A 24,244-nucleotide genomic window follows, 5' to 3' on the forward strand; every position below is an offset into this window, starting at 1 on the left:
TCAATCAAGAAGGGCCGCGCTTCCCAAGGGAGGCGCGGCCCTCTTCGTAATGGTGCGGGCCTCAGTAGCCGACGGTAAAGCGACGGCGGCTATGGGCCGGCTTCTCCAACTCGTCGACCAAAGCGATCGCGTAGTCTTCGGCCGAGATCGCACTGTTGCCCTGGGCGTCGACCAGAAGCTGGTCGGTGCCGAGACGGAACTTGCCGGTGCGCTCGCCCGGCTGGATCAGGGCCGAAGGCGACAGGAAGGTCCAGTCGAGGCCCTGTTCCTGCTTCAGCAGATCGAGGAATGCGCCGCCCTTGCGGGCTTCGTCGAGATAAACGGCCGGGAATTCCGGGGTGTCGAAGAGCTTCACGCCCGGCGCGACCTCCAAGCTGCCGGCGCCGCCGACGACGAGATAGCGCTTGACGCCGGATTGCTTAACCGCTGCGAGCAGGACCTGCGGATCACTGGCGCTGAAATGCACCGCGCTGATCACCGCATCATGGCCGGCGAGCAGCTTGGCGAGCCCATCCTTGTCGAAGACATCGCCCTTGACGGCGGTGACGCCGGGCAGCGAGGCGACCTTCTCGGGATTGCGGACAAGGGCGGTAACGGCATGGCCGCGGGCGGCGAGTTCGGCCAGCAGGCGCGAGCCGATGAATCCGCTGGCGCCGATCAATGCGACCTTCTTGGCAACTTTCATGACAGAGGTTCCTTATTGTGGTATCCAGCGGATACCTGCACTCCAATGGAACCTATCTGATCCTGCCGCGCGGCCCCGTAAAGAAGGCACTTTCACGCGACATGGTCACCGCCGGGAAACCGCCATGCTGAAACGCCCCGACCCATTCCAGGCGCTCTGCCCGACCCGGCGCGTGCTGGACCGCATCGGCGATACCTGGGCCGTGCTCATCCTGATCGCGCTCGACGACGGCACCTTGCGCTTCAACGAACTGAGGCGGCGGATCGAGAACATCTCGCAGAAGATGCTGTCGCAGACGCTGAAGAGCCTGGAACGCGACGGGCTGGTGCAGCGCGAGGTGTTCGCGACGGTGCCGGTCACCGTCGAATATTCGCTGACCGGGCTCGGACGGACGCTGGCACAGACGGTGAACCAGCTCACCCTCTGGGCCGAGGCGCATATCGGCGAGGTCGAGGCGGCGCAGCAGCGCTACGATCGCGGCCTGGCGCCGGCCGCAAGCGAGCGGATTCCGCTTCCGCTCACCCGCCAGTGAGCGGCTTTCCGGCGGCGAAGAACCCGCTCCAGAGATCCGGCGGCAGATCGCCGTCCAGGATCGCACGGGCCTTGAAGGCATCGGGCTGCAGGCTGTCGATATCCTGCCATTCGACCGGCATCGCCAATGGCACGCCCGTTCGAGCCCGGGTCGAATAGGGAGCGATCGCCGTCGCGCCGCGGCCATTGCGCAGATAGTCGATGAAGATGCGGCCCCGGCGCGCCTTCTTGGACAGGGTCGCCGTGTAGAGCTTGGGTTCGGCCTGCTCCATCGCCCTGGCGAAGTCACGCGCGAAGGTCTTGACGCGCTCCCAATCGGCCTTCGGCTTCAGCGGCAGCACGACGTGGAACCCCTTGCCGCCGGAGACCTTCAGAAAATTCGCGAAACCGAGATCGTCGAGATGCCGCCGCACGGTCAATGCAGCCTCGCGCACGCGCTCGACCGGCACGCCCGTATCGGGGTCGAGGTCGAAGATGATCTGGTCGGGCGTCTCGACCGCATCGATGGTCGCGCCCCAGACATGGATTTCGACCGTGCCAAGCTGGACGAGCGCCGCGAGCCCGTCGAAATCCTCGATATAGATCAGCTCCTCGCCATCTGCGTCCTTCCGCCGCCTGACCGCATCATGCATGCCGGGGCCGGCATGTTTCTGGAAGAAGCGGTGGCCCTCGATGCCGTTGGGCGCCCGCACCAGGCTGAGGGGCCGCCCGACCACGAAACGCTGCATCAGCGGCCAGATCTTCGCGTAATAGGCGAGCAGATCCTGCTTGGTGAAGCCGCTCTCCGGCCAGAGCGGCTTGTCGGGGCTGGACAGCTTCACGCTAGTCCGCGCCGGCGCTACACGGCCAGCAGCGGCCCTTGTCTTCCGGGCCTTCGGCTTCTGCGGAACCGGCCCGACCGGCATCTCCGCCACGATCTCGCCTGCCGGCTTGTCTTCACGCAATCCGATGAACGCGGCATGGCGGAGCGTCTTCGACGCCGTCCAGGCGCGGAACTCGACCTCGGCGACCCGTTCAGGCTTGACCCAGACCACACCGCGCTCGCGGCCAGCCGCGCCCTTGAAGGGTGACGCGTCCGTCGCGAGCTTGTCGAGCTTGGCTTTCAACGCTGCGGCCGAGGTCGCAGTGAAGCCGGTGCCGACGCGGCCAGCCGGCTTCAACTCGCCATTCTCATAGTAGCCCGCGACGATCGAGCCGAGCTTGCGTGGCGAGGCCTTGGACGGGACATAGCCGGCGATGACGAATTCCTGGCGCTGCGTGCATTTCGACTTGATCCAGTCGCGGCCGCGGCCGCTGCGATAGGGCGCATCCGCCCGCTTCGAGACCACACCCTCGAGCCCCATGCGGCAGGCATGGTCGAGCATGACACCGCCCGGCTCAATGAAATGCTCGCTGAAGCGCAACGGCCCCTCGGCCGGGATGCCCTCCAGCAGATGCTTTAACCTCTCCTTCCGAGCCAAAAGCGGCTCGCCGCGCAGATCCTCGTCATCGAGATGCAGGAGATCGAAGGCGAAATAGACAAGCCCGGCCGCACGCCCCGCCGACAGCGCATCCTGCAGCGCGGAAAACGAGGAAATACCGTTCTCGGCCAACGCCACCAGCTCGCCGTCGATCAATGCTGTCTCGCAGGGAAGGCCGGTCAGCGCTGCGGCGAGGCCCTTGCCGAAGCGTGCCGTCCAGTCGAGACCGGAGCGGGTCAGGAGCCGGACCTGGCCATGGTCGATCCGGCCCTGAAGCCGGTAGCCGTCGAATTTGACCTCATGCAGCCAGTTCTCGCCGGTAGGCGGCTTCTCCTGAAGCGTGGCGAGGCAGGGCTCGATAAAGTCCGGCAGGGCCGAGGCATCTGACTTCCGGGTCTTGCGGGCTGGGGCCTTTCGCAACGGCCGGACAGCCGCAGCCGCTTCCCCGGCGGGCTTCGTCGTGTCCCAGACCCCGCCCTTGCTCTCGTCCTGCCCGATCGCCTCGACCGACAGCCCGGATTTCACCGAATCCGGTTGGGTTTCGAGGATGTCCTCGTCGGTGCGGACGAATTCATCCTCCGACTTGATCAGCAGCCAGTTGTCGCGCTTCTCGCCACGGCGCGGCTTCAGCCGCACGAGATGCCAGCGGCCCTGCAGCTTGTGGCCCTCCAGCACGAAGACGAGATGCCCCTTCTTCATGCCCGCAGCCGGGTCGCCCTCCGGAATCCAGCGCCCCTCGTCCCAGACGATGACCGAGCCGCCTCCATATTGCCCGGCCGGGATCGTGCCCTCGAAGCCGCCATATTCAAGCGGATGATCCTCGACATGGACGGCAAGGCGCTTTTCGGCGGGGTCGAGGCTCGGACCCCGGGTCACCGCCCAGGACCAGAGCACGCCGCCATGCTCCAGCCGGAAGTCGTAGTGAAGGCGCCGGGCCGCGTGTTTCTGAACGACGAAGGCGCCACCCTTCGCGTCCTTGTCGCGGCGCTTGTCGCCTCCTTTCGGCTCGCGCGTGCGGGTGAAATCGCGTTTCGAACGATACAGATCGAGCGTGGACATCGGCCTTCCCCGCTAGCGGGATGATCCTTCAGGCGGATTTGCGCGCCTTGCTCGCCGGCTTCTTCGCCGCCGCCTTGGCGGGTTTTCGGGCGGATTTCGCCGGAGCCTTGCCGGAATCCGCGCCGGCAAGGCTTTTCTTCAGGGCATCGAACAGGTTGACGACATTGGCCGGCCGTTCCGCCGCCTGGACAACCGGAGGCTTCCTGCCCTTCTGCTTGGCGCGGATCAGCTCCAGAAGAGCGTCCTCGTAGCGATCGTCGAAGCCGCTAGGGTCGAAGGCTGCCTGCTTCTTCGCGATGATATGCGTGGCGAGGTCGACCAGCTCCGGATCGGTCTTCTGCCGGCCCAGCCCGTCGAAGACCTCCTCCGGCTTCCTGACCGTCTTGTCATAGCGCAGCGTCGTCAGCAGCAGGCCTTCCTCGAAGGGCTCGATCATCACCGGCCGCTCGCGGCGATAGAGCACGATGCGGGCGATGCCGGCCTTTTTCTGCTTCGCCATCGCTTCCCGGATCACGGCGAAGGCCTCCTCCGAGACCTCGTCGGCGGGCGTCACGTAATAGGGGGTGTCGAAATAGATCTGCGGGATATCGGCGCGATCGACGAAGCTCTCGATCGCGAGCGTGTGCGAGGATTCGATCTGCACGGCTTCGATCTCGTCCTCCTCGACCAGGAGATATTCGTCGTCGCCGATCTCGTAGCCCTTGACCTCGTCGTCATCGGCAACCGGCTTGCCACTGACGCTGTCGATATATTGCCGCCGCACTGTGTTCCCGGTCTTGCGGTTGATGATGCGGAAGGAGACTTTCTCGCTCTGGCTGGTCGCCCCGGTGAGCTCGACGGCGCAGGAAACCAGCGAGAGCTTGAGGTAGCCTTTCCAGGCCGGACGCGGCGCCATCGGACAGCCCTTCGGGGCGCGCGAGCCCCGCCTTCTGGTGACGTTAGCGAGTCAAACCGGGCTTTGGCGGTCCGGTTCCGGACGGCGCTGGCATTTCCGCCGATTTCGTGTATATGCCCGGGCAACCGGCTTAACCTGTCGGCTGCGCGACCCTTCCCCGATGAGGGGATCGCGGGCTTCGGACCTTGCTGGACGACATCCCGGCCTGGCCCGCCAGATCAACCCGAACACGAGGATCTCCCGATGTCGATCACTGCCGAGCGCAAGACCGCGCTGCTCCAGGAATACGCCACCAAGCCGAACGACACCGGCTCGCCGGAAGTTCAGGTCGCGATCCTGACCGAGCGCATTACCAACCTGACCGGCCATTTCAAGTCGCATGCGAAGGACAACCATTCGCGTCGCGGCCTGCTCAAGCTGGTTTCCCAGCGCCGTTCCCTGCTCGACTACCTCAAGGGCAAGGACCAGGCTCGCTACAAGACGCTGATCGAACGGCTCGGCATCCGCCGCTGATCGAAAGCTGACAGTTTCCGCCCGGTGCGACCTGCTCCGGGCGGCTCCTTTTCGGGCGAGGCCGCCATGGGGCGTGACCTGCCTGACTCTCGCGGCAGCCGCATGGGGCGGCCTTCCCGCGTGACCCGCCGGACGCCCAAGACGTCCATGGCAGGATCGCCGAGCGCTCGGGCGCACAATCCTTTCCCACCCGAGCGTTCCGCCGTCTTGCCCATGGGCCTGAAGGCACCGGACGGGTCGAACCCGACCGAAAGACGAAACACATGTTCGACATCCAAACCGAAGAACTGATCTGGGGCGGCCGCAAGCTCGTCCTCGAAACCGGCAAGGTCGCCCGCCAGGCCGACGGCGCCGTGATGGCCACCTATGGCGAGACCGTCGTGCTCGCGACCGTCGTCTCCGCGAAGGAGCCGAAGCCGGGCTTCGACTTCTTCCCGCTGACCGTGAACTACCAGGAAAAGACCTTCGCCGCCGGCCGTATCCCCGGTGGCTATTTCAAGCGCGAGGGCCGTCCGAGCGAGAAGGAGACGCTGGTCTCCCGCCTGATCGACCGTCCGATCCGCCCGCTCTTCGTCGAAGGCTACAAGAACGACACCCAGGTCGTCGTCACCGTTCTCCAGCATGACCTCGAGAACGATCCCGACATCCTCGCGATGGTCGCGACCTCGGCCGCTCTCACGCTTTCCGGCGTGCCCTTCATGGGCCCGATCGGCGGCGCCCGCGTCGGCTATATCGACGGCGCCTACAAGCTGAACCCGACGATCGAGGAAGCCAAGGAATCGTCGCTCGACCTCGTCGTCGCCGGCACCCAGGACGCCGTGATGATGGTCGAGTCCGAGGCCAAGGAGCTGACCGAGGAGGTCATGCTCGGCGCCGTGATGTTCGGCCACAAGCATTTCCAGCCGGTGATCGAGGCGATCATCCGCCTGGCCGAGAAGGCCGCCAAGGAGCCGCGCGACTTCAACCCGCCGGATGATTCCGCCGTTCTCGCCGCGATCATGAAGACGGCTGAGGCCGAGCTGCGCAGCGCCTACAAGATCACCGCCAAGGCCGAGCGCTACAAGGCCGTCGACGCCGTCAAGGCCAAGGTCGTCGCCGCGCTCGTCTCCGAGACGCCGGACGGCGTCGCCACCTTCCCGAAGGACAAGGTCGGCGCGCAGTTCAAGGAAGCCCAGGCCAAGATCGTGCGCTGGAACATCCTCGACGACGGCATCCGCATCGACGGCCGCGACGGCAAGACCGTCCGCCCGATCGTCGCGGAAGCGGGCGTCCTGCCGCGCACCCACGGCTCGGCGCTGTTCACCCGCGGCGAGACCCAGGCGCTGGTCGTGACCACGCTCGGCACCGGCGACGACGAGCAGTTCATCGACTCGCTGGAAGGCACCTACAAGGAAACCTTCCTGCTGCACTACAACTTCCCGCCCTATTCCGTCGGCGAGACCGGCCGCATGGGTTCGCCCGGCCGTCGCGAGATCGGCCACGGCAAGCTCGCCTGGCGCGCCATCCACCCGATGCTGCCGGCCAAGAGCGAGTTCCCCTACACGCTGCGCGTCGTCTCGGAGATCACCGAGTCGAACGGCTCCTCCTCGATGGCCACCGTCTGCGGCACCTCGCTGGCGCTGATGGATGCGGGCGTGCCGCTGAAGTCGCCGGTCGCGGGCATCGCGATGGGTCTCATCCTCGAAGGCAAGCGCTTCGCCGTGCTCTCCGACATCCTCGGTGACGAGGACCATCTCGGCGACATGGACTTCAAGGTGGCCGGCACGGGCGAGGGCATCACCTCGCTGCAGATGGACATCAAGATCGCCGGCATCACCGAGGAGATCATGAAGGTCGCCCTTGAGCAGGCCAAGGGCGGCCGCGAGCACATCCTCGGCGAGATGGCCAAGGCGCTCTCCGCCTCGCGCAGCCAGCTCGGCGAGTTCGCGCCGCGCATCGAGACGATGAAGATCCCGGTCGACAAGATCCGCGAAGTCATCGGCTCCGGCGGCAAGGTCATCCGCGAGATCGTCGAGAAGACCGGTGCCAAGGTGAACATCGAGGACGATGGCACCATCAAGATCGCTTCGGCCGACGGCAAGTCGATCGAAGCCGCGATCAAGTGGATCAAGTCGATCGTCTCGGAAGCCGAAGTCGGCGTGATCTATGACGGCACCGTCGTCAAGATCATGGAGTTCGGCGCCTTCGTGAACTTCTTCGGCGCCAAGGACGGCCTCGTCCACATCTCCGAGCTCGCCCCCAAGCGCGTTCAGAAGGTGCAGGACGTCGTCAAGGAAGGCGACAAGGTCAAGGTCAAGTTCCTCGGCATGGACGAGCGCGGCAAGATCCGCCTCTCGATGAAGGTCGTCGACCAGGCCACCGGCGAGGACATCACCGAGAAGCTCAAGGCCGAGCGCGATGCCGAGAAGGCCCGCGAGAAGCAGGGCGCAGCCGAGTAATCGGCCAAGCTACCCGCGTGTGAAACAGGACGCCCCGCATCGGTTGATGCGGGGCGTTTTGCTTTTCGGCGAAGCGATATCCCGCCATGTCCGGACAGTGCCGTTGCCTAGCCTTCCGTGGAAACCGGAGTGCCTGCCGATGAAATCGTTTGCCGTCCCCAACGCTGGCGGTTCGCTGCGCTACCACGACCTGCCCGGCGAGGGCCCGACCCTGCTGATGATCCATGGCCTCGGCTGCGCCTCGTCCTGCGATTATCCGACCGTCGCGGCCGATCCGACCTTGCGCGGGCGGCGCATGCTGCTGGTCGACCTGCTGGGTTCCGGCTTCAGCGACCGTCCGGAGGCGTTCGGCTACACGATCGACGACCATGCCCGCAGCGTCGTCGCGCTGGTGGATGCGCTGGGGCTGCCGCAGGTCGACCTGTTCGGGCACAGCATGGGCGGCACTGTTGCGATCGCCGCTGCGGCGATGCTGGGGCGGCGGCTGGGCAGGCTCGTCGTCGGCGAGCCCAATCTAGACCCGGGCGGAGGCCAATTCAGCCGGGGCATCGCGGCAATACGGGAAGCGGAGTATTGCGCCGGCGGCCAGGACGCGATCGTTAGCGCCGCCCAGGCGGAGGGCAACGATATCTGGGCAGCCTCGCTCGCCCGCAGCGCCGCCTATGCCGTGCAGCGGACCGCGCGCTCGCTCGTCGAGGGCAGCGATCCGACATGGCGCAGCATCCTGGCGTCGCTCGCGGTGCCGCGCACGCTGATCATCGGGGAACTGTCGCTGCCCTATGATGACGCATCAGGCTTGCCGGAGGCGGGAGTCGCGATCGCCATCGTTTCGGGGGCCGGGCATTCGATCCCGTGGGACAATCCGGCCGGTCTTGCGGCAGCCATCGCAGGCGGATTGTCCCGCTGATCGCGAGGTGGTGACGCAGCATCCGCAATAGTCTAGACATATGCCGATCCATGGAGACCGGCATGTCCGACCACCGCATCGCCTCGCTCGACGACCTCGCCCGCGCCTATCCCAATCCGATGGCACCCGCGTCGCTCTTCAAGGAGATCGACCATGTCGATGCGAACTATGCCGCGCTGATCGCCGCCTCGCCGTTTTTCGTGCTCGCGACGGTCGGTCCGGAGGGGCTGGATTGTTCGCCGCGTGGGGATCTGCCGGGCTTCGTCACGGTCCGGGACGCGAAAACGCTCCTGATTCCCGACCGAAAAGGCAATAACAGACTGGATTCATTGAAGAATATCCTGTTCGACGATCGAATCGGAATGCTCTTCCTGATCCCCGGTTGCGGCGAGACACTGCGCGTGAACGGACGTGCGGAGCTTTCCTGCGATTCAGAGTTGTGTTCGCAGTTCGAGATGGCCGGGAAGCTGCCGGCGAGCGTGATGATCGTCCATGTCGATGCCGTCTACTTCCAGTGCTCGCGCGCGGTGGTGCGGGCGGAGCTCTGGAACCCGGAGCGGCAGGTCGACCGGAGCAGCCTGCCCTCGGCCGGGACGATGCTGCGCGACATCACGGCGCGCAACGCAGAGGTCGAGACCTTCGACGGCCGGGCCTATGACGAGGCGCTGCCGGGCCGGGTCAAGGCGACACTGTATTGAGGGAGGAACCCCGACTTGTCATTCCGGGGCTTCGCAGAGCGAAGATCCCGGAAGCCATGATCGGGTGAGACCGAGCATTAAGCGCTGCGGCAGGAATTGTAATTCGGGCCTAGCCCCGGTCGTGCGTTCCGGGTCCGGCCCGGAGGGCCGCCCCGGAATGACAGAGGACGCTGCGCTCAGAGCAGCCCTTCATTGCCCGCCAGCGTCTTCAGGCTGACATCGGGCCGGGCGCCGACATGCGAGATGATCTCGGCCGCGGCCAGCGCGCCGAGACGCAGGCAGTCGCGGGTCTCGCGATTCGAGGTCAGCCCATAGAGGAAGCCGGCGGCAAAGAGGTCACCGGCTCCGGTCGCATCGACCACGCGCTCGACCGGGAAGACCGGCTCCTCGACGATGCCGTCCGGCGTCACCGCCAGAGCGCCCTTCTCGGAGCGGGTGACGACGGCGAGGATGTTCTCCGAACGCAGCCAGGACAGGGCCGTGTCGAAATCCGAGGTCTCGTAGAGGCTCTTGAGCTCGTGCTCGTTGGCGAAGACGAGATCGACCATGCGGTTGCGGATCAGGCCGATGAACTCGTCGCGATACCGGTCGACGCAGAACGAATCCGACAGGGTGATGGCGACGCGGCCACCGGCCTTGTGCGCGATCTCGGAGGCCTTGCGAAAGGCTTCCTTGGCCGCCGGCGGGTCCCAGAGATAGCCTTCGAGATAGACGATATCGGCGGCCTCGACGGCCTTGGCGTCGACATCGGCGACGGAGAGGCCCTGGCAAGCGCCGAGATAGGTATTCATCGTGCGCTCGCCATCGGGCGTGACGATGATGAAGGAGCGCGCGGTCGCCGGGCCTTCCGCCGCATCGGCCGTGCCGAAGGCGACACCGAGCGATGTCAGGTCATGACGGTAGAGCTTGCCGAGTTCGTCGCCGCGGACCTTGCCGATGAAGGCGCCCTTGCCGCCGAAGGAGGCGAGGCCGGCGATGGTGTTGGCGGCCGAGCCGCCGGAGATGATCCGGGCCGGACCCATGGCGGCATAGAGCTGCTCGGCACGGGCCTCGTCGATCAGCATCATCGCGCCCTTGGTCAGCTTCTGGGCGATGAGGAAATCCTCCTCTGCCAAGGCGAGGGCATCGACGATGGCATTGCCGAGGGCGAGGACGTCCGTACGGGTCTGGGTCATGGCTCTTGCTTGCTCTGTCCGGAGGGCGCGGCCCGTCGGCCGATAGGGAAGATGCTGGCCCTGTCGCATCCGCATGCCGTGCGGTCAAGCATGCCGGTCAGGCCGGATCGCGGCGCTTGGAGGCTTCGTCGAGGATGGCGGCGAGGCGACGCAGATCCTCGCCCTCCAGCAGGCCGATCTCGCGCGACAGCCGATTGGCGAGCAGCGTCGCCTCGGGATCGAGCCCGGCGGTATCGATGGTCACGCGCGGATGCGAGAGATCCGCGAGACGCACGAGTTCGTCCGCCTCGTCCCAGATCACGCCGAGCAGATGGATCGTGCCCTGGATCAGGGTGAAGGTCGGCCGGCCGCGCTTGCCGTGCTCCAGCGCCGAGAGATAGGCCGGCGAGACGCCGAGGCCCTCCGCCATCTGCGCGAGGGTCATGCCGCGCGCCTCCCGCAAGGCCCGGACGCGCTGGCCGAAGGGCGTCACGGCCCATGCTCCCGCAAGCGGCGCAGGCGGACATAGAGCGCGCCGGACCCGCCATGGCGCTGCTCGGCTTCCTCGAAACCCAGGACCAGCGTGCGCAATTCGGGCAGGCGCAGCCAGTGCGGCACCATCCGGCGCAAAACGCCGCGCTCGTCGCCGAAGAGTGCCGGCGCCAGCGCGCCCTTGCCGGTCACCACCAGGGCGATGCGGCAGCCGCGGCGCTGCTCGCGGCGCAGGAAGGCATGCAGCGCCAGGTGGGCCTCGTCCTGCCGCATGCCGTGCAGATCGATGGAAGCGTCGACGCTCTGCTGGCCCCGGCGCAATTGCGTGCGCAGGCGCCGCTCGATGGGTGCCAATGGCGGAGCCGACGGGGCGGCGGCTTTGACCGGCGAAGCGGCCGCGACGGCACGCATTGCGGTTTCGGTTGGCGCGGGAACTGCCTGCTCCGGGACCGGCTCAGGCTCGACCGGCGCCCGGCCGGGCAATGGCTTGACCGAGCGCGCGACCTGGCGCCAGAGCGCGATATCGGCCTCCGTCAGTGTCTTGCCGCGGCGGGACCGCATCTCAGCGCGGCCAGAGCAATGTGAAGGCGACGGGGTGGCGGATCAGGCCGGCGCGATGGCCGGCCGCAGCGCCCGAGCCGACGAAGAGGTCCATGCGGGCGGGCCCGAGAATGGCGGAGCCGGTGTCCTGCGCGATCATCAGGCGGGCGAGATGCTCGTCGCCACCGGTTCCGGTCGGAATCGTGGTGTCGATCCAGACCGGCACGCCATAGGGCCAGGCCGTGCGATCGACCGCGATGCTGCGGAGCGGTGTCAGCGGCAGGCCCGCGCCGCCGATCGGACCGCTCTCGGCCGGCAGGTCGTCGCGGCGGGCGAAGAAGACGAAGGACTTGTTCAGGCGGATCAGATCGCGGGCAAAGCCGGCATCGGCCTTCAGCCGGGCGATCAGCCGGTCCATGGTCATCTGCTCGGGCGGAATGCTCTCGCGCTGGCTGAGCACGCGGCCGAGCGAGGTATAGGGATGACCGTTGCGGCCGGAATAGCTCAGCCGGGTCACCGAGCCATCCGGCAGGCGGACGCGGCCCGAACCCTGAACCTGCAGCACGAAGCGGTCGACTGGATCGCGCAGCCAGAGGATTTCCAGCCCCTGGCCGTCGAGCGCGCCGGTCTCGATCGCGGTGCGATCCGGGAAGGGCTCGAACCCCCCGGCGGTGCGTCGCGCGGCCGAGAGCGCCTTGTCGAGGCCCGGAAAGTCATCCTCGGAGAAGCGCGTCACCAGACCCTTCGGCCGGTCATAGAGCGGCGTCGGATAGTCGTCCGAACGGGTCAGCGAGCCCTCGAACTCGGGCTCGAAATAGCCGGTGGTGAAGCCGGTCTCTCCGCCTTCCGGCCGGATCAGCCAGAAGGAGAAGTTCTGCTCGAAAAAGCTTCGCGCCTGCGCGCGATCGACCGGCCCTGCGGCGACGAGTGCCTTCGCCTTGTCGCAAACGGCGGTAAGACTCTCGGGCAACGGCACGCCCTGGCGCAGGGGCGGGTCGGCCATACAGCCCTTGGCGAAGATCGCAAAAGCCTTGGCGTGATCGTCCTGCGCCCATCCGGGGATCGCAGACGGCGACACGGCCTCGGCGCGGGCTCCTTGAGGCAGCGGGGGCGGCGAGGCCATGGCGGTCACGGATGCAAGGCCCAGGGCTGCGGAGAACGCCAGCGCGACACCGGCGCCGCCGTGCTTCACGCGGCGGATTCGGTGGCGACGAGCAGCCAGTTGGGATCGCGGCTGCCGAGCTGGCGCGAGAAGGTCCAGATGTCGCTGACCTCCGAGACCTGTTCGGCGCTGCCGTCGACGACAGCGCCCTGCGCATCGCGGGTGACGCTGATGAGCTGCGAGACGAAGGCGATGGTGACCTGCGCGGTCTTGCCCTTGACCTCGACGGCAGCGAGATCGGCCTTGTCGATCGAGACGAAATTCGACTCGGCCTTCTCGCCGCGCTTCTCGCGCTCGCTGATCGCCTGCTCGAAGCCGTCATAGACTTCCTTGGCGAGGAGACCCTTCAGCATCTTGCGGTCGCCGCGGGCGAAGGCGGTGACGATCGCCTCATAGGCGGCCTTGGCCCCGCCCACGAATTCATGCGGATCGAAGCTCGGCTCCTGGCGGATCACCGCCTCGATGCCGGCGCTGACCGGAGAATCCGGCGCAGCCAGATCCTTCCAGCGTTCGGCGGCAGGCGGCTCCGCCGCGACGGGGTCGTTGGCGGCGCCGGGCAGACGGATCACATTGTCGCGCTTTTCCGGGCCTTGCGCCTGATCGGGCCGCATCGGCGGCGTCTCGCGACGGGCGAATGGGTCCTTGGGCTGCTCATGCCCGGTCTTCTGGCCGAGCACGGAACGCAGCTTCCAGGCTACGAACACGGCCAGGGCCAGGAAGATCAGAGTCTGCATGTCGAAGGAATTCTGCATCGAAAGCTGACCCGCGGCTCCCCGTTATGGCCTTGCCCGTGCGCGTGGTGCGCGCCGAGCCTTCACCGTCATATGGTGAGAGTGGCTCGTAACATCCACCCCCCCGCTTGTGAAGGCGACTTCTTGTGCCGGCACGATGTCCATGATAGCCGACGCGCGCGCCGCTCCATAGCATGGAGCGCAGTCCCGAATGCCGGCAGAGGCACGGGATTTCCCCGAGACAGCCTGCCAGAACGAGATGGGACCGATGGCCAACGAACTTCCCAACGGCAATGGCGCCGACGCCGAAGCGGCTCCGAGCCTGAACGCCCTGATCCAGTACACCAAGGATTTCTCCTTCGAGAACCCGAAGGCGCCGCGCTCGCTCGCACAGCAGGACGCGCAGCAGGGCCCGCAGATGTCGCTGCAGGTCAATGTCGGCTCGACCGCTCTCGGCGACAACGATTACGAGACCGTGCTGCGCCTCGAAGGCAAGGCCGAGGTCAAGGGCGAGACGCTATTCGCCTTCGACCTGAGCTATGCCGGCGTGTTCCGCCTGCAGAACATCCCGCAGGAGCATGTCCATCCCGTGCTGGTGATCGATTGCGCCCGCCTGCTCTTCCCCTTCGCCCGGCAGATCATCGCCGAGGCCGTGCAGAACGGCGGCTTCCCGCCCTTCTACGTGCCGCCGATCGACTTCGCCCAGCTCTTCCAGCAGCGTCTGCAGGAGCTCGAAGGCCAGCAGGGCACCGCGACCAACTGACCAGTCGCTGCATCGGCAAGTCTGACGGAAGGGCCCTCGCGGGCCCTTTCTTCGTTTATTGCGGATAATTGTTGTCCTTGCAGGACAACTTCCCTCTCTCCATGTGCGTGGGATCGACGGCGGACGCCCCAACCGGGACGCCCGCCTTTTCCGTATCCGATGGAGACCTGATGGACGCCCTTATGACGCTTGCCGCCGACCCCGCCGTATGGGCCGCGCTCGGGGCACTGATCGCCATGGAGGTCGTGCTCGGCATCGACAACCTGATCTTCATCTCGATCCTGACCAACAAACTGCCTGAGCATCAGCGCTCGAAGGGCCGCAAGATCGGCATCGGCCTTGCGCTGATCATGCGGCTCGGCCTGCTCGGCACCGTCGCCTTCATCGTCAAGCTCACCGCGCCGATCTTCACGGTCTTCGGCCAGGCCTTCTCCTGGCGCGACCTGATCCTGATCGCCGGTGGCCTCTTCCTGGTCTGGAAGGCGACGAAGGAAATCCACCACAAGGTCGATCCCGATCCGGAGTCGGTGCTTGCCGAGGGTGGCACGCGCGCGGTCACGCTGGGCTTCGGCGCCGCGATCTTCCAGATCCTGATCCTCGACCTGGTGTTCTCGATCGACTCGATCATCACCGCCGTCGGCATGACCGAGCATGTCCCGGTCATGGTCATCGCCGTCATTGTCGCGGTGCTGACGATGCTGCTCGCCGCCGACCCGCTGGCGCGCTTCATCGACAAGAACCCGACGATCGTGATGCTGGCGCTGGGCTTCCTGCTGATGATCGGCGGCACGCTGATCGCGGAAGGCTTCGGCGTGCATGTGCCGAAGGGCTATATCTACGCCGCGATGGCCTTCTCGGCCCTGATCGAGGCGCTCAACATGATGTCGCGCCGCAGGGCGCGATGAGGTCTGTCGTCTCTCCTTGTCATTCCGGGGCGCGCCACAGGCGCGAACCCGGAATCCACGACTGGGTAAGCGCTCGCGATCAGGCGTCTTAAAGGACTCGCCCCGTCGTGGGTTCCGGGTTCTTCGCTACGCGAAGCCCCGGAATGACAACCGTGGCGGCCTACTGCGCCGCGTCGTCGGTGATGCCGAGATAGCCCTTCCAGAGCGGCGCCTTGAGCGAGCCGAGAATGAAGGCCTCATGCGCCTTCAGCGCCTCCTCGCTGAGCCGCGGAGCCAGCGGGCGCCGACGCTGCGGCTTCTCGACCGCAGCCATCGCAAGACCGGGGCGCCCGGCCGCCGCCTCGACGCCAAGGCCGAGCGAAGCCTGCTTGCCACCGATCAGCTCGATATAGACCTCGGCCAGAATTTCGGAGTCGAGCAAGGCGCCGTGCTTGGTGCGGCGGCTGTTGTCGATGCCATAGCGCGAGCAGAGCGCATCAAGGCTGTTCGAGGCGCCAGGATGCTTGCGGCGCGCCATCGACAGGGTGTCGACCACGAAGCCCTGCTCGATCGGCGGCAAACCGAGGCGCTTGAACTCCATGTTGATGAAGCCGACGTCGAAGGCGGCGTTATGGATCACCAGCTTGGCGCCGGCGATGAAATCCGCGAATTCGTCGGCGACCGCGGCGAAGACCGGCTTATCCGAGAGGAACTCTTCCGAGAGACCGTGGACGTTGAAGGCCTCGATCGGCATCGACCGCTCGGGATTGACATAGACGTGGAAGGTGCGGCCGCTCGGACAATGGTTGAGCAGTTCTACACAGCCGATCTCGACGATGCGGTCGCCGTTATTGGCTTCGACGCCAGTGGTTTCGGTATCGAGAACGATCTCGCGCATCGCTTCAGGACCTCGTTTGCACACCGCGCCCGGGACGGCCGGCGAGCGCCCTCAGGATAGAGCCGACCTGCCGCTCGGCGGCCATCAGGCCCCGCGACGTGTCCACAAGGAAATGGGCACGGCGGCGCTTCTCCGCATCCGGCATCTGCCGCGACAGGATGGCGTCGAGCTTTTCCGCGCTCATGCCGGGGCGGGCGAGCACGCGCTGGCGCTGCACCTCGGCAGGAGCGGTGACGACGAGGACGGCATCGCAGCGCGCCTCGCCGCCCGTCTCCAACAAGAGCGGCACGTCGATGATGGCGAGCTCCGCGCCTTCCTTGCGGCAGCGGGTGAGGAAGGCCTCCTCCTCCTCGCGCACGAGGGGGTGGATGATCGCTTCGAGCCGGCGCAGGGCATCGGGCTTGCCCAGCACGGCGGCGCCCAGCTTCGCGCGATCGACCGCGCCGCCGATCACCGTACCCGGAAAGGCTGCTTCGATCGGCGCCGCGGCCCGGCCGCGATGCAGGCGATGCACGGCCGCATCGGCATCGTGCAAAGGCACGCCGCACTTCTCGAAGAGCTGCGCGGTTGTCGACTTCCCCATTCCGATCGAGCCCGTCAGGCCCAGCACGAAGGTCATGGTGGCTCCGGCGAATCAGGCCTTCAGGATATCGGCTTCGATGATGGCGCGAAGCGCTGGCGTCACCTGCGGCGTCACGCCGAACCAGCGGGCGAAGCCGGGCACGGCCTGATGCAGCAGCATGCCGAGCCCATCGACGATGACACCGCCACGCCGTTCCGCCTCGGCCAGCAATGCCGTCTTCAGGGGGACATAGACGATGTCGTCGACGATGGTCCCCGCCCTGAGCGCCGCGAGATCGATCTCCAGCGGCGGCTTTCCCTGCATGCCGAGCGCCGTGGTGTTGACGATGAGATCGGCCTCGCCGACGAGAGTGTCGCGCCTGGCCCAATCAGCGGCGACAAGCGGGTGGCCGATTGCAGCGACCAGTTCGGCCGCGCGTTCGGGGCTACGATTGACCACGAGGATACGGGCAACGCCCCTCGCCTTCAGGCCGTAGCAGATGCCCCGCGCGGCACCGCCAGCACCAAGGACGAGGGCCGTCCCGACCCGGTCCTGCCAGCCCGGCACCGTCGCATCGAGATGAGCCAGGAAGCCGCCCACATCGCTGTTGTCGGCGATGATCCGGCCATCCTCGCGCCAGAGCGTATTGACCGCGCCGACCGCGCGGCCGGCAGCGCTGACCTCGTCGACCAAAGCCATCACCGCTTCCTTGTGCGGCACGGTGACATTGCCCCCGGCGAATTCGCCTGCGCGCAGGCGAGCGGTGAAAGCCGGGAGATCGGCTGGTGCGACGTCAATCCGCTCATAGGAGCCTGCAAGCCGATGCTCGCGCAGCCACTCGCCATGGATCAGGGGCGAGCGCGAATGCGCGATGGGATGTCCGATGACGAAGCAGCGAGGCGCCATATGCAAAGTCCGTTAGCGGGCGAGGCAGTCGAGCTCGCGCAGCGATGCGAGCACCGCCAGCAGTGGCAAGCCCAGAATGGTAAAATGGTCGCCCTCGACCTTGTCGAAGAGCTGCGCGCCCGGTCCCTCGAGCTGATAGCCGCCGACGCTGGACAAGGCGGCCGAACCGGCAACCGCCAGGTAACGAGCGATGAAATCGGCATGGAGCGTGCGCATGGTGAGGCGCGCGGCCTCGAGCCCTTCCGACAGCGGCGCGCCGTCCTGCACGATGACGAAAGCGGAATGGAGCTCGTGGGTCCGGCCGGCGAGGGATGCAATCTGCCGTGCCGCCGCAGCGAGATCGGCAGGCTTGTGAAAAGCCATGCCATCGCAGGTCAGGGTCTGGTCGGCGGCCAGGACGAGGCGGCCAGGGCGGTCGCGCGAGACAGCCAACGCCTTGGCGCAGGCGAGCGCCGCCGCGACCTGATCCACCGGTACACCGCGATCGACCAGCGGCTTCTCGACGGCGCGCTCGTCGATCTCCGGTTTCACGACCTCGACCGGGATGCCGGCAGACAGCAGCATGTCGCGCCGGGTCACGCTGCCGGAGGCGAGGATCAGCGGCTCGGGAGCGAGCCAGAGGCTGGGCGAGGCGCTCACGTCGCGATGAACTTCATGCGGTGGTCGCGCAGCAGATCGAGGATCGAGGCGGCGGTTTCCTCGATCGAGCGGCGGGTCACGTCGATCACCGGCCAGCCCCTGCGGGCGCAGAGGCGACGCGATTGCGTCACCTCGTCGGCCACCGCCGTCGGATCGACATAGGCGGTGTCGTCGTCGGCCCGGAGCGACAGCAGGCGGTTCTGGCGGATCTGGACGATGCGGTCGGCACTGGCGATGAGTCCGACGATCAAAGGCTTCTTGGCGCTTTCCAGTTCCGGCGGCAGCGGGATGTTCGGTACCAGCGGAATATTGGCGGTCTTGATGCCGCGATTGGCGAGATAGATGCTCGTCGGCGTCTTCGACGTCCGGCTGATTCCGACCAGGATGACATCGGCATTGTCGAGATCGCCGCCCATCTGCCCGTCATCATGCAGCAGCGTGTAGTTCATCGCATCGATACGGCGGAAATATTCGGTGTTGAGCACGTGCTGGGCGCCCGGCTTCGTGGCCTGGGCCTGACCGAGATAGGACTGGAACAGCGAAAGCACAGGCTGCAGCACGGAGAGGCAGGGGCAGCCAAGCTCGCGGCAGAAATTTTCGAGCTTCTCCTGCCATTCCGGCTCGACCAGCGTGTAGAGCACGACGCCGGGCGAAGCCTCGATCTCGGCGAGGACGCGGGCGAGCTGCGCTTCCGAGCGGACCAGAGGATAAACATGCTCGATCGCCGAGACACTCTCATATTGCGCGGCTGCGGCCCGGCTGACGGCGATCAGCGTCTCGCCGGTCGCATCCGAGACCAGATGCAGATGGAAATAGTTGCGGACCACGGCATCCCCCGGCCTGAAGCGTTCTTCTCCTCTAGCGTGCTTTGAGCGCGACCGGAATCGCTCCGACGAGAATTGACGCTGGTGCAGTTTTTCCCGCCAGGCAGATGGCCGAACAGGAGCTCTGCTTCGCCGCGGCGGGCTATCCCGGACCATGGGGAGCAATGTGGACAACTGGTCAAAAACCGAAGGCCGGCGGCAACTCTGTATAACCCCCCGGAACCATCAACAGCCGCCCGGCTGTGAATGGTAAAGAAAGTGTTTCACGTGAATCATTTTGGAAGCCGGCACCGTCGCCGCCGATTCCAATTCGTTAATAAAGCCTTAACGGGTGTCTGGGGCTCCTCGCGGCCCGCGACTCGCTGTCCCAGTGCCTGTGGATCGGTTGTGGACGAAATTGCGGCGGGCTATCTCCCTGCCTCCAAGAGTCAAAACAAAAGATTCTCTCTAGGAATCTTAATTGAAGAGAGGGCGGGATAAATGGCCCGGCAGGCATGACGAGAACCGAGACCCCTGCCCTTATCCGTGTGCTCGGCGGCGAAGCCCTGCCGACCCCTCCGATCTGGCTGATGCGCCAGGCCGGACGCTATCTGCCGGAATATCGCGAGCTCAGAGCCAGGGCCGGCAGCTTCCTGTCGCTCTGCTACAATCCGGAATGGGCGGCCGAGGTCACCCTCCAGCCAATCCGGCGCTTCGGCTTCGATGCTGCGATCCTGTTCTCGGACATCCTGGTCGCGCCGCAGGCTCTCGGCCAGAAGCTCTGGTTCGCCGAGGGCGAGGGGCCGCGGCTGGAGCCGGTGGCCGATGCGGCACGTCTGGCGGAGATCGATCGCGAGGCCGATCAGGCCAGACTCGACCCGATCCTCGAGACGGTTCGTCGCGTTCGGGCTGCCCTCCCCTCAGGAACCGGTTTTATCGGTTTCTGCGGCGCGCCCTGGACCGTCGCGACCTATATGGTCGCCGGCCGCGGCACGCCGGATCAAGGACCGGCCAAGGAGTTGTTCGCTCGTGACCCGGACCTGTTCCAGGCGATCATCGACCGGCTCGTGACCTCGTCCATCGCCTATCTGAATGCGCAGATCGCTGCCGGCGTCGATGCCGTGCAGATCTTCGACAGTTGGGCCGGGTCGCTCGGGCCGGAGGATTTCAGGCGCTGGTGCATCGAACCGACGCGCCGGATTGTCGAGGGCGTGCGGGCAGTGCATCCGCAGGCACGGATCATCGGCTTCCCGCGCGGGGCCGGCCGTCTGATCCCGGAATACATCGCGGGCACCGATGTCGATGCCGTCGGCCTCGAAACCGATATCGATCGGGATTTCGTCCGCGATGCCATCCAGTCGAAGGTTCCGGTGCAGGGCCATCTCGACCCGCTGGTGCTGCGCGCTGGCGGTCCCGAGCTGGAGCGGGAGGCCGAGGCGATCCTGACAGCTTTCGGAGACCGGCCGTTCATCTTCAATCTCGGCCACGGCATCCTGCCGGATACGCCGATCGCACATGTCGAGCGTTTGCTGAAACGGGTACGGGGCTGAGGGTCAGGCGATGTACGAGTGGATCAAGGCTTTCCATGTCATGGCCGTCATCTCCTGGATGGCCGGCATGCTCTATCTGCCGCGATTGATGGTCTATCATGCGGAGGCGCAGACCGGCTCGATCCAGTCCGAGACCTTCAAGATCATGGAGCGCCGGCTGCTCAAGGGCATCATCAACCCGGCGATGATCGTGACCTGGGTGCTCGGCCTCTACCTTGCCTGGTACGCGTTCAGCTTCAAGGGCGGCTGGCTGCACGGCAAGCTGCTGCTGGTGTTCTTGCTGTCCGGCATTCATGGCGTGCTGGTGAAGCATGTCCGCAACTTCGCCAATGATCGCAACGTGAAGTCGCCGCGCTATTTCCGTATCCTCAACGAGATCCCGGCGGTGCTGATGGTCGGCATCGTCATTCTCGTCATCGTGAAGCCGTTCTGAGCGCGCCTGCGCTTTCCCGCTTGAGCCCGGATGCGATTCCCGCTATCAGGACGCTACGCTTCTCCAGCGTCCTCCCTTGTTGTCGACTGTTCGTGAGCCGCCTGCCCTTGCAGCAGCTCATGTCGCGCAACCCAAGCGCAGGTCCGGCCAGGACCGACTCAGTCGATCAATCCAGTACCGTCCTCTCCCCTGCTTGTCGGCAGGGTGTTCACGATCCGGGTGCCCCATGCGGGAAATCAAGCTCCAAGAGCTCAAGAGCAAGTCGCCGACCGAACTCCTGGCCTTCGCCGAGGAAGTCGAGGTCGAGAACGCCAGCACCATGCGCAAGCAGGAGCTGATGTTCGCCATTCTGAAGCAGCTCGCCGCACGCGAGACCGAGATCCTGGGCGAGGGCGTCGTCGAGGTCCTGCAGGACGGCTTCGGCTTCCTGCGCTCCTCCGATTCGAACTATCTGCCGGGACCCGACGACATCTATGTCTCGCCCTCGCAGATCCGGAAATTCGGCCTGCGCACCGGCGACACGGTCGAGGGCCCGATTCGAGGCCCCAAGGACGGCGAGCGCTATTTCGCCCTGCTCAAGGTCAACACGATCAACTTCGAGGACCCGGAGAAGATCAAGCACAAGATCCATTTCGACAACCTGACGCCGCTCTACCCGGACGAGCGTCTGAAGCTCGAGGTGCAGGACCCGACGAAGAAGGATTTTTCGCCGCGTGTCATCGATATCGTCGCCCCCGTCGGCAAGGGCCAGCGCGCGCTGATCGTGGCGCCGCCGCGTACGGGTAAGACGGTCCTGCTCCAGAACATCGCCCAGTCGATCACCAGCAATCATCCCGAGTGCTACCTGATCGTCCTGCTGATCGACGAGCGCCCCGAAGAAGTCACTGACATGCAGCGCTCGGTGAAGGGCGAGGTGGTGTCCTCGACCTTCGACGAGCCGGCCTCGCGCCACGTCCAGGTTGCGGAGATGGTGATCGAGAAGGCCAAGCGCCTGGTCGAGCACGGCCGCGATGTTGTGATCCTGCTCGACTCGATCACCCGTCTCGGCCGCGCCTACAACACGGTCGTGCCGTCCTCGGGTAAGGTCCTGACCGGTGGTGTCGACGCCAACGCCCTGCAGCGTCCGAAGCGCTTCTTCGGTGCCGCCCGCAATATCGAGGAAGGCGGTTCGCTGACCATCGTGGCGACCGCGCTGATCGATACCGGCTCGCGCATGGACGAAGTGATCTTCGAAGAGTTCAAGGGCACCGGCAATTCCGAGATCATTCTCGACCGCAAGGTGGCCGACAAGCGCATCTTCCCGGCGATCGACATCATCAAGTCCGGCACCCGCAAGGAAGAGCTCATCACGCCGCGCTCGGACCTGCAGAAGACCTATGTACTGCGTCGCATCCTCAACCCGATGGGCCCGCAGGACGCGATCGAGTTCCTGTTGGACAAGCTGCGTCAGACCAAGCAGAACTCGGAATTCTTCGATTCGATGAATACCTGAGCCCTTCGCTCAACGGGTCGGCTTTTCGATTCGCCGCCGTATCGATTCCTCAAAGGGACCGATACGGCGGCGAAGTCGTTTCAGGCGCGACCAAGTATGCCAGTGTATGACCCGCAAGGCGCGCCCAGGGAGATCGGGAACCGCGCAGGCGATCGCCACCAGCGCGTTCCTGCTTCGACATAGACCGAGTGTTACCCGGTACTTCTCCGGATCGGCAGCAGGTCGTACCGGTCAACGCGCCGCCGGTTCGAGTCATACCCGGCCGGCGAGATCGGGCTGAGCTGAGAGGTCCTCAAGCGGTGGCGGATCCTGCAGCAAGCTGGCGGCCCGCGATGCGGAAGCTGCCGAGCCAGCGTCGATTCGGTAGCGAAATGGTTGCGGCCACCATCGGCCTTCGCGTTCTGATCGTCGGTTCCGTTCATCAAACCGAGGTGAAGTCGCGAACGCGCTGCCCGGTGGACGCTCCAATCGCGGTAGTGCCGAGTAGCCGGCGTTCTGGTTGCGAGTCATACTCTCTTGAGCTGCTTGAGATCGTCGCTTTGGAGCGGTTCCGGCCAGCGCCGCCGCCGGTAGTCCTGCGCGCCGCTTCGGCCGGTCTTGATGTTCAGGGCGGCCTCGTTCATGACGGCGGCTGATCGAGGGCCAAGGCCTCGCCGGGAGGCTCCCCAGACAATGAGTTCATCCTGTCCGATGCAGCCGACATCCGAACGGATCCGAAGGGTATGACCGGGGAAGCCCACCCCACGATTGTCGCTCTGTCTTCGGCACCCGGAAAAGCCGGAGTCGCCGTGGTGCGGGTTTCGGGGCCTCGCGTTCGATTCGTTCTCGAAACATTTATCGGCGCGGTCCCCGAGCCGCGTGTCGCGACCTTGCGCAAGTTGCGCGATGGCGATGGCGAGGTGATCGATACCGCGCTTGTGCTGTTTTTTCCCGCGCCCGCCAGCTTTACCGGCGAGGACGTGGCCGAATTTCATGTTCATGGCTCGCGCGCCGTACTGGCACGACTGCTGGCTGCTCTCGCCGCCCTGCCCGGGGTGCGGCTGGCCGAGGCTGGCGAATTCACGCGGCGCGCTTTCGAGGCCGGCAAGCTCGACCTCGCCGCGGTCGAAGGCCTGGCGGACCTGATCGATTCGGAGACGGAATGGCAGCGCCGGCAGGCGCTTCGTCAGATGGATGGCGCTCTCGGCGCGTTCGTTGCGCGATGGCGAGACGGTTTGATCGACGCGATGAGCCTGCTCGCCGCCGAACTCGACTTCTCCGATGAAGGCGACGTATCGGGGCCATTGCAACAGCAGGCGCTGGCCCTGGCTGTGAAAGTGCTGGATTCGTTGCGCCAGGCCCTTGGCAGCTTCGCCATGGGTGAGAGGGTTCGCGACGGATTCGTGGTCGTGCTGGCAGGTCCGCCCAATGCCGGCAAGTCCAGCCTGCTCAACGCGCTCGCCCGGCGCGATGTCGCGATTGTCTCGCCGATCGCCGGGACAACGCGAGACACGCTGGAAGTGCGTCTCGATCTCGCGGGTCTTCCCGTGATCCTGATCGATACGGCCGGCCTGCGCGACAGCGCCGATCCGATCGAGGCCGAGGGCGTCAGGCGAGCGAGAGCGCTGGTCGAACGAGCGGACCTCGTCCTCGGCCTGAGAGCGATCGATTCGGAGCCGTACCGAGTTGCTGAGGAAACCCAGTTGCTCAGAATTGCGACGAAAGCCGATCTCGCTGGTTCGATCCTGCCGGGCGAGGCGGCGATTTCCGTCAAAACCGGCTGGGGCCTGGCCGAGCTGCTTGGGCAGATCGTTTCGCGGCTCCAGCGGCTCGGACAAGGCGAGCCGGCCCTGCTGACGCGCGAGCGGCATCGCTCGGCCGTCACCGATGCGATCAAGGCTCTTGAACGCGCGACAACAGCGCGTCACGGCCAAGCCGAGCTGCTCGCGGAGGATATGCGCCTCGCCATGGTCGCGCTCGAACGCCTCATCGGTCGGGTCGACGTCGAGGATGTTCTCGACCGGCTGTTCGCGGGATTCTGTATCGGAAAGTGAGGCCGGCGTGGCATTT

The 24,244-nt window shown here is 65.9% G+C and carries 24 protein-coding genes; 11 read left to right on the forward strand and 13 right to left on the reverse strand.

Annotated features, from left to right (window positions below; all coding sequences use genetic code 11):
• Positions 1 to 61: 61 nt before the first annotated feature.
• Complete coding sequence (locus tag Q9235_RS24575; protein ID WP_306224375.1) at positions 62 to 685, reverse strand: NAD(P)-dependent oxidoreductase; 624 nt, start codon at positions 683 to 685, stop codon at positions 62 to 64.
• 124 nt (positions 686 to 809) lie between these two features.
• On the opposite strand from Q9235_RS24575, the gene Q9235_RS24580 reads away from it, so the two are divergent.
• On the forward strand, positions 810 to 1,217 hold the full coding sequence (locus tag Q9235_RS24580; RefSeq protein WP_306224376.1) for a winged helix-turn-helix transcriptional regulator: 408 nt from the start codon (positions 810 to 812) through the stop codon (positions 1,215 to 1,217).
• Here the strand turns inward: Q9235_RS24580 and ligD are convergent.
• Together ligD and ku are read right to left on the reverse strand one after the other, a co-directional pair.
• Complete coding sequence (gene ligD / locus Q9235_RS24585) at positions 1,204 to 3,735, reverse strand: DNA ligase D (RefSeq protein ID WP_306224377.1); 2,532 nt, start codon at positions 3,733 to 3,735, stop codon at positions 1,204 to 1,206. The two genes, Q9235_RS24580 and ligD, sit on opposite strands and share 14 nt — an antisense overlap.
• A gap of 28 nt (positions 3,736 to 3,763) precedes the next feature.
• Entirely contained in the window at positions 3,764 to 4,630 is an 867-nt protein-coding gene (gene ku, locus Q9235_RS24590; RefSeq protein WP_306224378.1) for a non-homologous end joining protein Ku, read from the reverse strand.
• Between the two features lie 243 nt (positions 4,631 to 4,873).
• Between ku and rpsO the strand changes: the two genes are divergently transcribed.
• The 4 genes from rpsO (at position 4,874) to Q9235_RS24610 (ending at position 9,186) form a co-directional block, all read left to right on the forward strand.
• Positions 4,874 to 5,143 carry a 30S ribosomal protein S15 gene (gene rpsO / locus Q9235_RS24595; RefSeq protein WP_047579443.1) on the forward strand — a complete coding sequence of 90 codons (270 nt, stop codon included), beginning with the start codon at positions 4,874 to 4,876 and terminating at the stop codon, positions 5,141 to 5,143.
• Between the two features lie 263 nt (positions 5,144 to 5,406).
• Entirely contained in the window at positions 5,407 to 7,581 is a 2,175-nt protein-coding gene (pnp, locus tag Q9235_RS24600) for a polyribonucleotide nucleotidyltransferase (protein ID WP_306224379.1), read from the forward strand.
• Between the two features lie 139 nt (positions 7,582 to 7,720).
• Complete coding sequence (locus tag Q9235_RS24605) at positions 7,721 to 8,488, forward strand: alpha/beta fold hydrolase (protein ID WP_306224380.1); 768 nt, start codon at positions 7,721 to 7,723, stop codon at positions 8,486 to 8,488.
• A gap of 62 nt (positions 8,489 to 8,550) precedes the next feature.
• Positions 8,551 to 9,186 carry a pyridoxamine 5'-phosphate oxidase family protein gene (locus Q9235_RS24610; protein WP_306224381.1) on the forward strand — a complete coding sequence of 212 codons (636 nt, stop codon included), beginning with the start codon at positions 8,551 to 8,553 and terminating at the stop codon, positions 9,184 to 9,186.
• 176 nt (positions 9,187 to 9,362) lie between these two features.
• Here the strand turns inward: Q9235_RS24610 and Q9235_RS24615 are convergent, their stop codons facing one another.
• From Q9235_RS24615 to Q9235_RS24635, 5 genes are all read right to left on the reverse strand, one after another.
• Entirely contained in the window at positions 9,363 to 10,361 is a 999-nt protein-coding gene (locus Q9235_RS24615) for an adenosine kinase (protein ID WP_306224382.1), read from the reverse strand.
• 97 nt (positions 10,362 to 10,458) lie between these two features.
• Entirely contained in the window at positions 10,459 to 10,833 is a 375-nt protein-coding gene (locus Q9235_RS24620; RefSeq protein WP_306224383.1) for a helix-turn-helix domain-containing protein, read from the reverse strand.
• Complete coding sequence (locus tag Q9235_RS24625; protein ID WP_306224384.1) at positions 10,830 to 11,393, reverse strand: Smr/MutS family protein; 564 nt, start codon at positions 11,391 to 11,393, stop codon at positions 10,830 to 10,832. The genes Q9235_RS24620 and Q9235_RS24625 overlap by 4 nt, the downstream gene beginning before the upstream one ends.
• Position 11,394: 1 nt before the next feature.
• Entirely contained in the window at positions 11,395 to 12,564 is a 1,170-nt protein-coding gene (gene mltA / locus Q9235_RS24630; RefSeq protein ID WP_306224385.1) for a murein transglycosylase A, read from the reverse strand.
• Positions 12,561 to 13,286 (reverse strand): Tim44/TimA family putative adaptor protein, encoded by a 726-nt coding sequence (locus Q9235_RS24635; protein ID WP_306224386.1) that lies wholly within the window; start codon positions 13,284 to 13,286, stop codon positions 12,561 to 12,563. Before Q9235_RS24635 ends, mltA begins: the two co-directional genes overlap by 4 nt.
• Before the next feature lie 247 nt (positions 13,287 to 13,533).
• On the opposite strand from Q9235_RS24635, the gene secB reads away from it, so the two are divergent.
• Positions 13,534 to 14,028 (forward strand): protein-export chaperone SecB, encoded by a 495-nt coding sequence (secB, locus tag Q9235_RS24640; RefSeq protein WP_306224387.1) that lies wholly within the window; start codon positions 13,534 to 13,536, stop codon positions 14,026 to 14,028.
• A gap of 170 nt (positions 14,029 to 14,198) precedes the next feature.
• The gene (locus Q9235_RS24645; protein ID WP_306224388.1) at positions 14,199 to 14,933 is read left to right on the forward strand and encodes a TerC family protein; all 735 of its coding nucleotides are present in this window, start codon (positions 14,199 to 14,201) and stop codon (positions 14,931 to 14,933) included.
• Positions 14,934 to 15,093: 160 nt separating this feature from the next.
• Here the strand turns inward: Q9235_RS24645 and dnaQ are convergent, their stop codons facing one another.
• The 5 genes from dnaQ to Q9235_RS24670 all read right to left on the reverse strand — a co-directional run bounded on the left by dnaQ (position 15,094) and on the right by Q9235_RS24670 (position 18,744).
• Positions 15,094 to 15,810, reverse strand: a complete 717-nt coding sequence (dnaQ, locus tag Q9235_RS24650) for a DNA polymerase III subunit epsilon (protein WP_306224389.1) — start codon at positions 15,808 to 15,810, stop codon at positions 15,094 to 15,096.
• Positions 15,811 to 15,814: 4 nt separating this feature from the next.
• Entirely contained in the window at positions 15,815 to 16,429 is a 615-nt protein-coding gene (coaE, locus tag Q9235_RS24655) for a dephospho-CoA kinase (RefSeq protein ID WP_306224390.1), read from the reverse strand.
• A 15-nt stretch (positions 16,430 to 16,444) separates the two neighbouring features.
• Positions 16,445 to 17,278 carry a shikimate dehydrogenase gene (locus Q9235_RS24660; RefSeq protein ID WP_306224391.1) on the reverse strand — a complete coding sequence of 278 codons (834 nt, stop codon included), beginning with the start codon at positions 17,276 to 17,278 and terminating at the stop codon, positions 16,445 to 16,447.
• Positions 17,279 to 17,290: 12 nt separating this feature from the next.
• Positions 17,291 to 17,842, reverse strand: coding sequence for a Maf family protein (locus Q9235_RS24665; RefSeq protein WP_422678405.1), 552 nt, complete (start codon positions 17,840 to 17,842; stop codon positions 17,291 to 17,293).
• Positions 17,843 to 17,913: 71 nt separating this feature from the next.
• Positions 17,914 to 18,744, reverse strand: a complete 831-nt coding sequence (locus Q9235_RS24670; protein WP_306224393.1) for a pyruvate, water dikinase regulatory protein — start codon at positions 18,742 to 18,744, stop codon at positions 17,914 to 17,916.
• 491 nt (positions 18,745 to 19,235) lie between these two features.
• Between Q9235_RS24670 and hemE the strand changes: the two genes are divergently transcribed.
• The 4 genes from hemE to mnmE all read left to right on the forward strand — a co-directional run bounded on the left by hemE (position 19,236) and on the right by mnmE (position 24,228).
• On the forward strand, positions 19,236 to 20,270 hold the full coding sequence (gene hemE, locus Q9235_RS24675; RefSeq protein ID WP_306224394.1) for a uroporphyrinogen decarboxylase: 1,035 nt from the start codon (positions 19,236 to 19,238) through the stop codon (positions 20,268 to 20,270).
• A gap of 10 nt (positions 20,271 to 20,280) precedes the next feature.
• Positions 20,281 to 20,703: a protoporphyrinogen oxidase HemJ gene (gene hemJ / locus Q9235_RS24680; RefSeq protein ID WP_306224395.1), complete on the forward strand. Its 423-nt coding sequence runs from the start codon at positions 20,281 to 20,283 to the stop codon at positions 20,701 to 20,703.
• Between the two features lie 226 nt (positions 20,704 to 20,929).
• Entirely contained in the window at positions 20,930 to 22,195 is a 1,266-nt protein-coding gene (gene rho / locus Q9235_RS24685; protein ID WP_306224396.1) for a transcription termination factor Rho, read from the forward strand.
• Between the two features lie 722 nt (positions 22,196 to 22,917).
• Entirely contained in the window at positions 22,918 to 24,228 is a 1,311-nt protein-coding gene (gene mnmE / locus Q9235_RS24690; RefSeq protein WP_306224397.1) for a tRNA uridine-5-carboxymethylaminomethyl(34) synthesis GTPase MnmE, read from the forward strand.
• Positions 24,229 to 24,244: the final 16 nt, after the last annotated feature.

Origin of the sequence: Bosea beijingensis, from assembly GCF_030758975.1 — a bacterium.
GTDB classification, from domain to species: domain Bacteria; phylum Pseudomonadota; class Alphaproteobacteria; order Rhizobiales; family Beijerinckiaceae; genus Allobosea; species Allobosea beijingensis.

Bases quoted from the DNA above. Each gene is read 5' to 3' on its own strand.
- Q9235_RS24575 (WP_306224375.1), bottom strand. From the start codon at position 685: ATGAAAGTTGCCAAGAAGGTCGCATTGATCGGCGCCAGCGGATTCATC.
- Q9235_RS24580 (WP_306224376.1), top strand. From the start codon at position 810: ATGCTGAAACGCCCCGACCCATTCCAGGCGCTCTGCCCGACCCGGCGC.
- ligD (WP_306224377.1), bottom strand. From the start codon at position 3,735: ATGTCCACGCTCGATCTGTATCGTTCGAAACGCGATTTCACCCGCACG.
- ku (WP_306224378.1), bottom strand. From the start codon at position 4,630: ATGGCGCCGCGTCCGGCCTGGAAAGGCTACCTCAAGCTCTCGCTGGTT.
- rpsO (WP_047579443.1), top strand. From the start codon at position 4,874: ATGTCGATCACTGCCGAGCGCAAGACCGCGCTGCTCCAGGAATACGCC.
- pnp (WP_306224379.1), top strand. From the start codon at position 5,407: ATGTTCGACATCCAAACCGAAGAACTGATCTGGGGCGGCCGCAAGCTC.
- Q9235_RS24605 (WP_306224380.1), top strand. From the start codon at position 7,721: ATGAAATCGTTTGCCGTCCCCAACGCTGGCGGTTCGCTGCGCTACCAC.
- Q9235_RS24610 (WP_306224381.1), top strand. From the start codon at position 8,551: ATGTCCGACCACCGCATCGCCTCGCTCGACGACCTCGCCCGCGCCTAT.
- Q9235_RS24615 (WP_306224382.1), bottom strand. From the start codon at position 10,361: ATGACCCAGACCCGTACGGACGTCCTCGCCCTCGGCAATGCCATCGTC.
- Q9235_RS24625 (WP_306224384.1), bottom strand. From the start codon at position 11,393: ATGCGGTCCCGCCGCGGCAAGACACTGACGGAGGCCGATATCGCGCTC.
- Q9235_RS24635 (WP_306224386.1), bottom strand. From the start codon at position 13,286: ATGCAGAATTCCTTCGACATGCAGACTCTGATCTTCCTGGCCCTGGCC.
- secB (WP_306224387.1), top strand. From the start codon at position 13,534: ATGGCCAACGAACTTCCCAACGGCAATGGCGCCGACGCCGAAGCGGCT.
- Q9235_RS24645 (WP_306224388.1), top strand. From the start codon at position 14,199: ATGGACGCCCTTATGACGCTTGCCGCCGACCCCGCCGTATGGGCCGCG.
- dnaQ (WP_306224389.1), bottom strand. From the start codon at position 15,810: ATGCGCGAGATCGTTCTCGATACCGAAACCACTGGCGTCGAAGCCAAT.
- coaE (WP_306224390.1), bottom strand. From the start codon at position 16,429: ATGACCTTCGTGCTGGGCCTGACGGGCTCGATCGGAATGGGGAAGTCG.
- Q9235_RS24660 (WP_306224391.1), bottom strand. From the start codon at position 17,278: ATGGCGCCTCGCTGCTTCGTCATCGGACATCCCATCGCGCATTCGCGC.
- Q9235_RS24665 (WP_422678405.1), bottom strand. From the start codon at position 17,842: ATGCTGCTGTCTGCCGGCATCCCGGTCGAGGTCGTGAAACCGGAGATC.
- hemE (WP_306224394.1), top strand. From the start codon at position 19,236: ATGACGAGAACCGAGACCCCTGCCCTTATCCGTGTGCTCGGCGGCGAA.
- hemJ (WP_306224395.1), top strand. From the start codon at position 20,281: ATGTACGAGTGGATCAAGGCTTTCCATGTCATGGCCGTCATCTCCTGG.
- rho (WP_306224396.1), top strand. From the start codon at position 20,930: ATGCGGGAAATCAAGCTCCAAGAGCTCAAGAGCAAGTCGCCGACCGAA.
- mnmE (WP_306224397.1), top strand. From the start codon at position 22,918: ATGACCGGGGAAGCCCACCCCACGATTGTCGCTCTGTCTTCGGCACCC.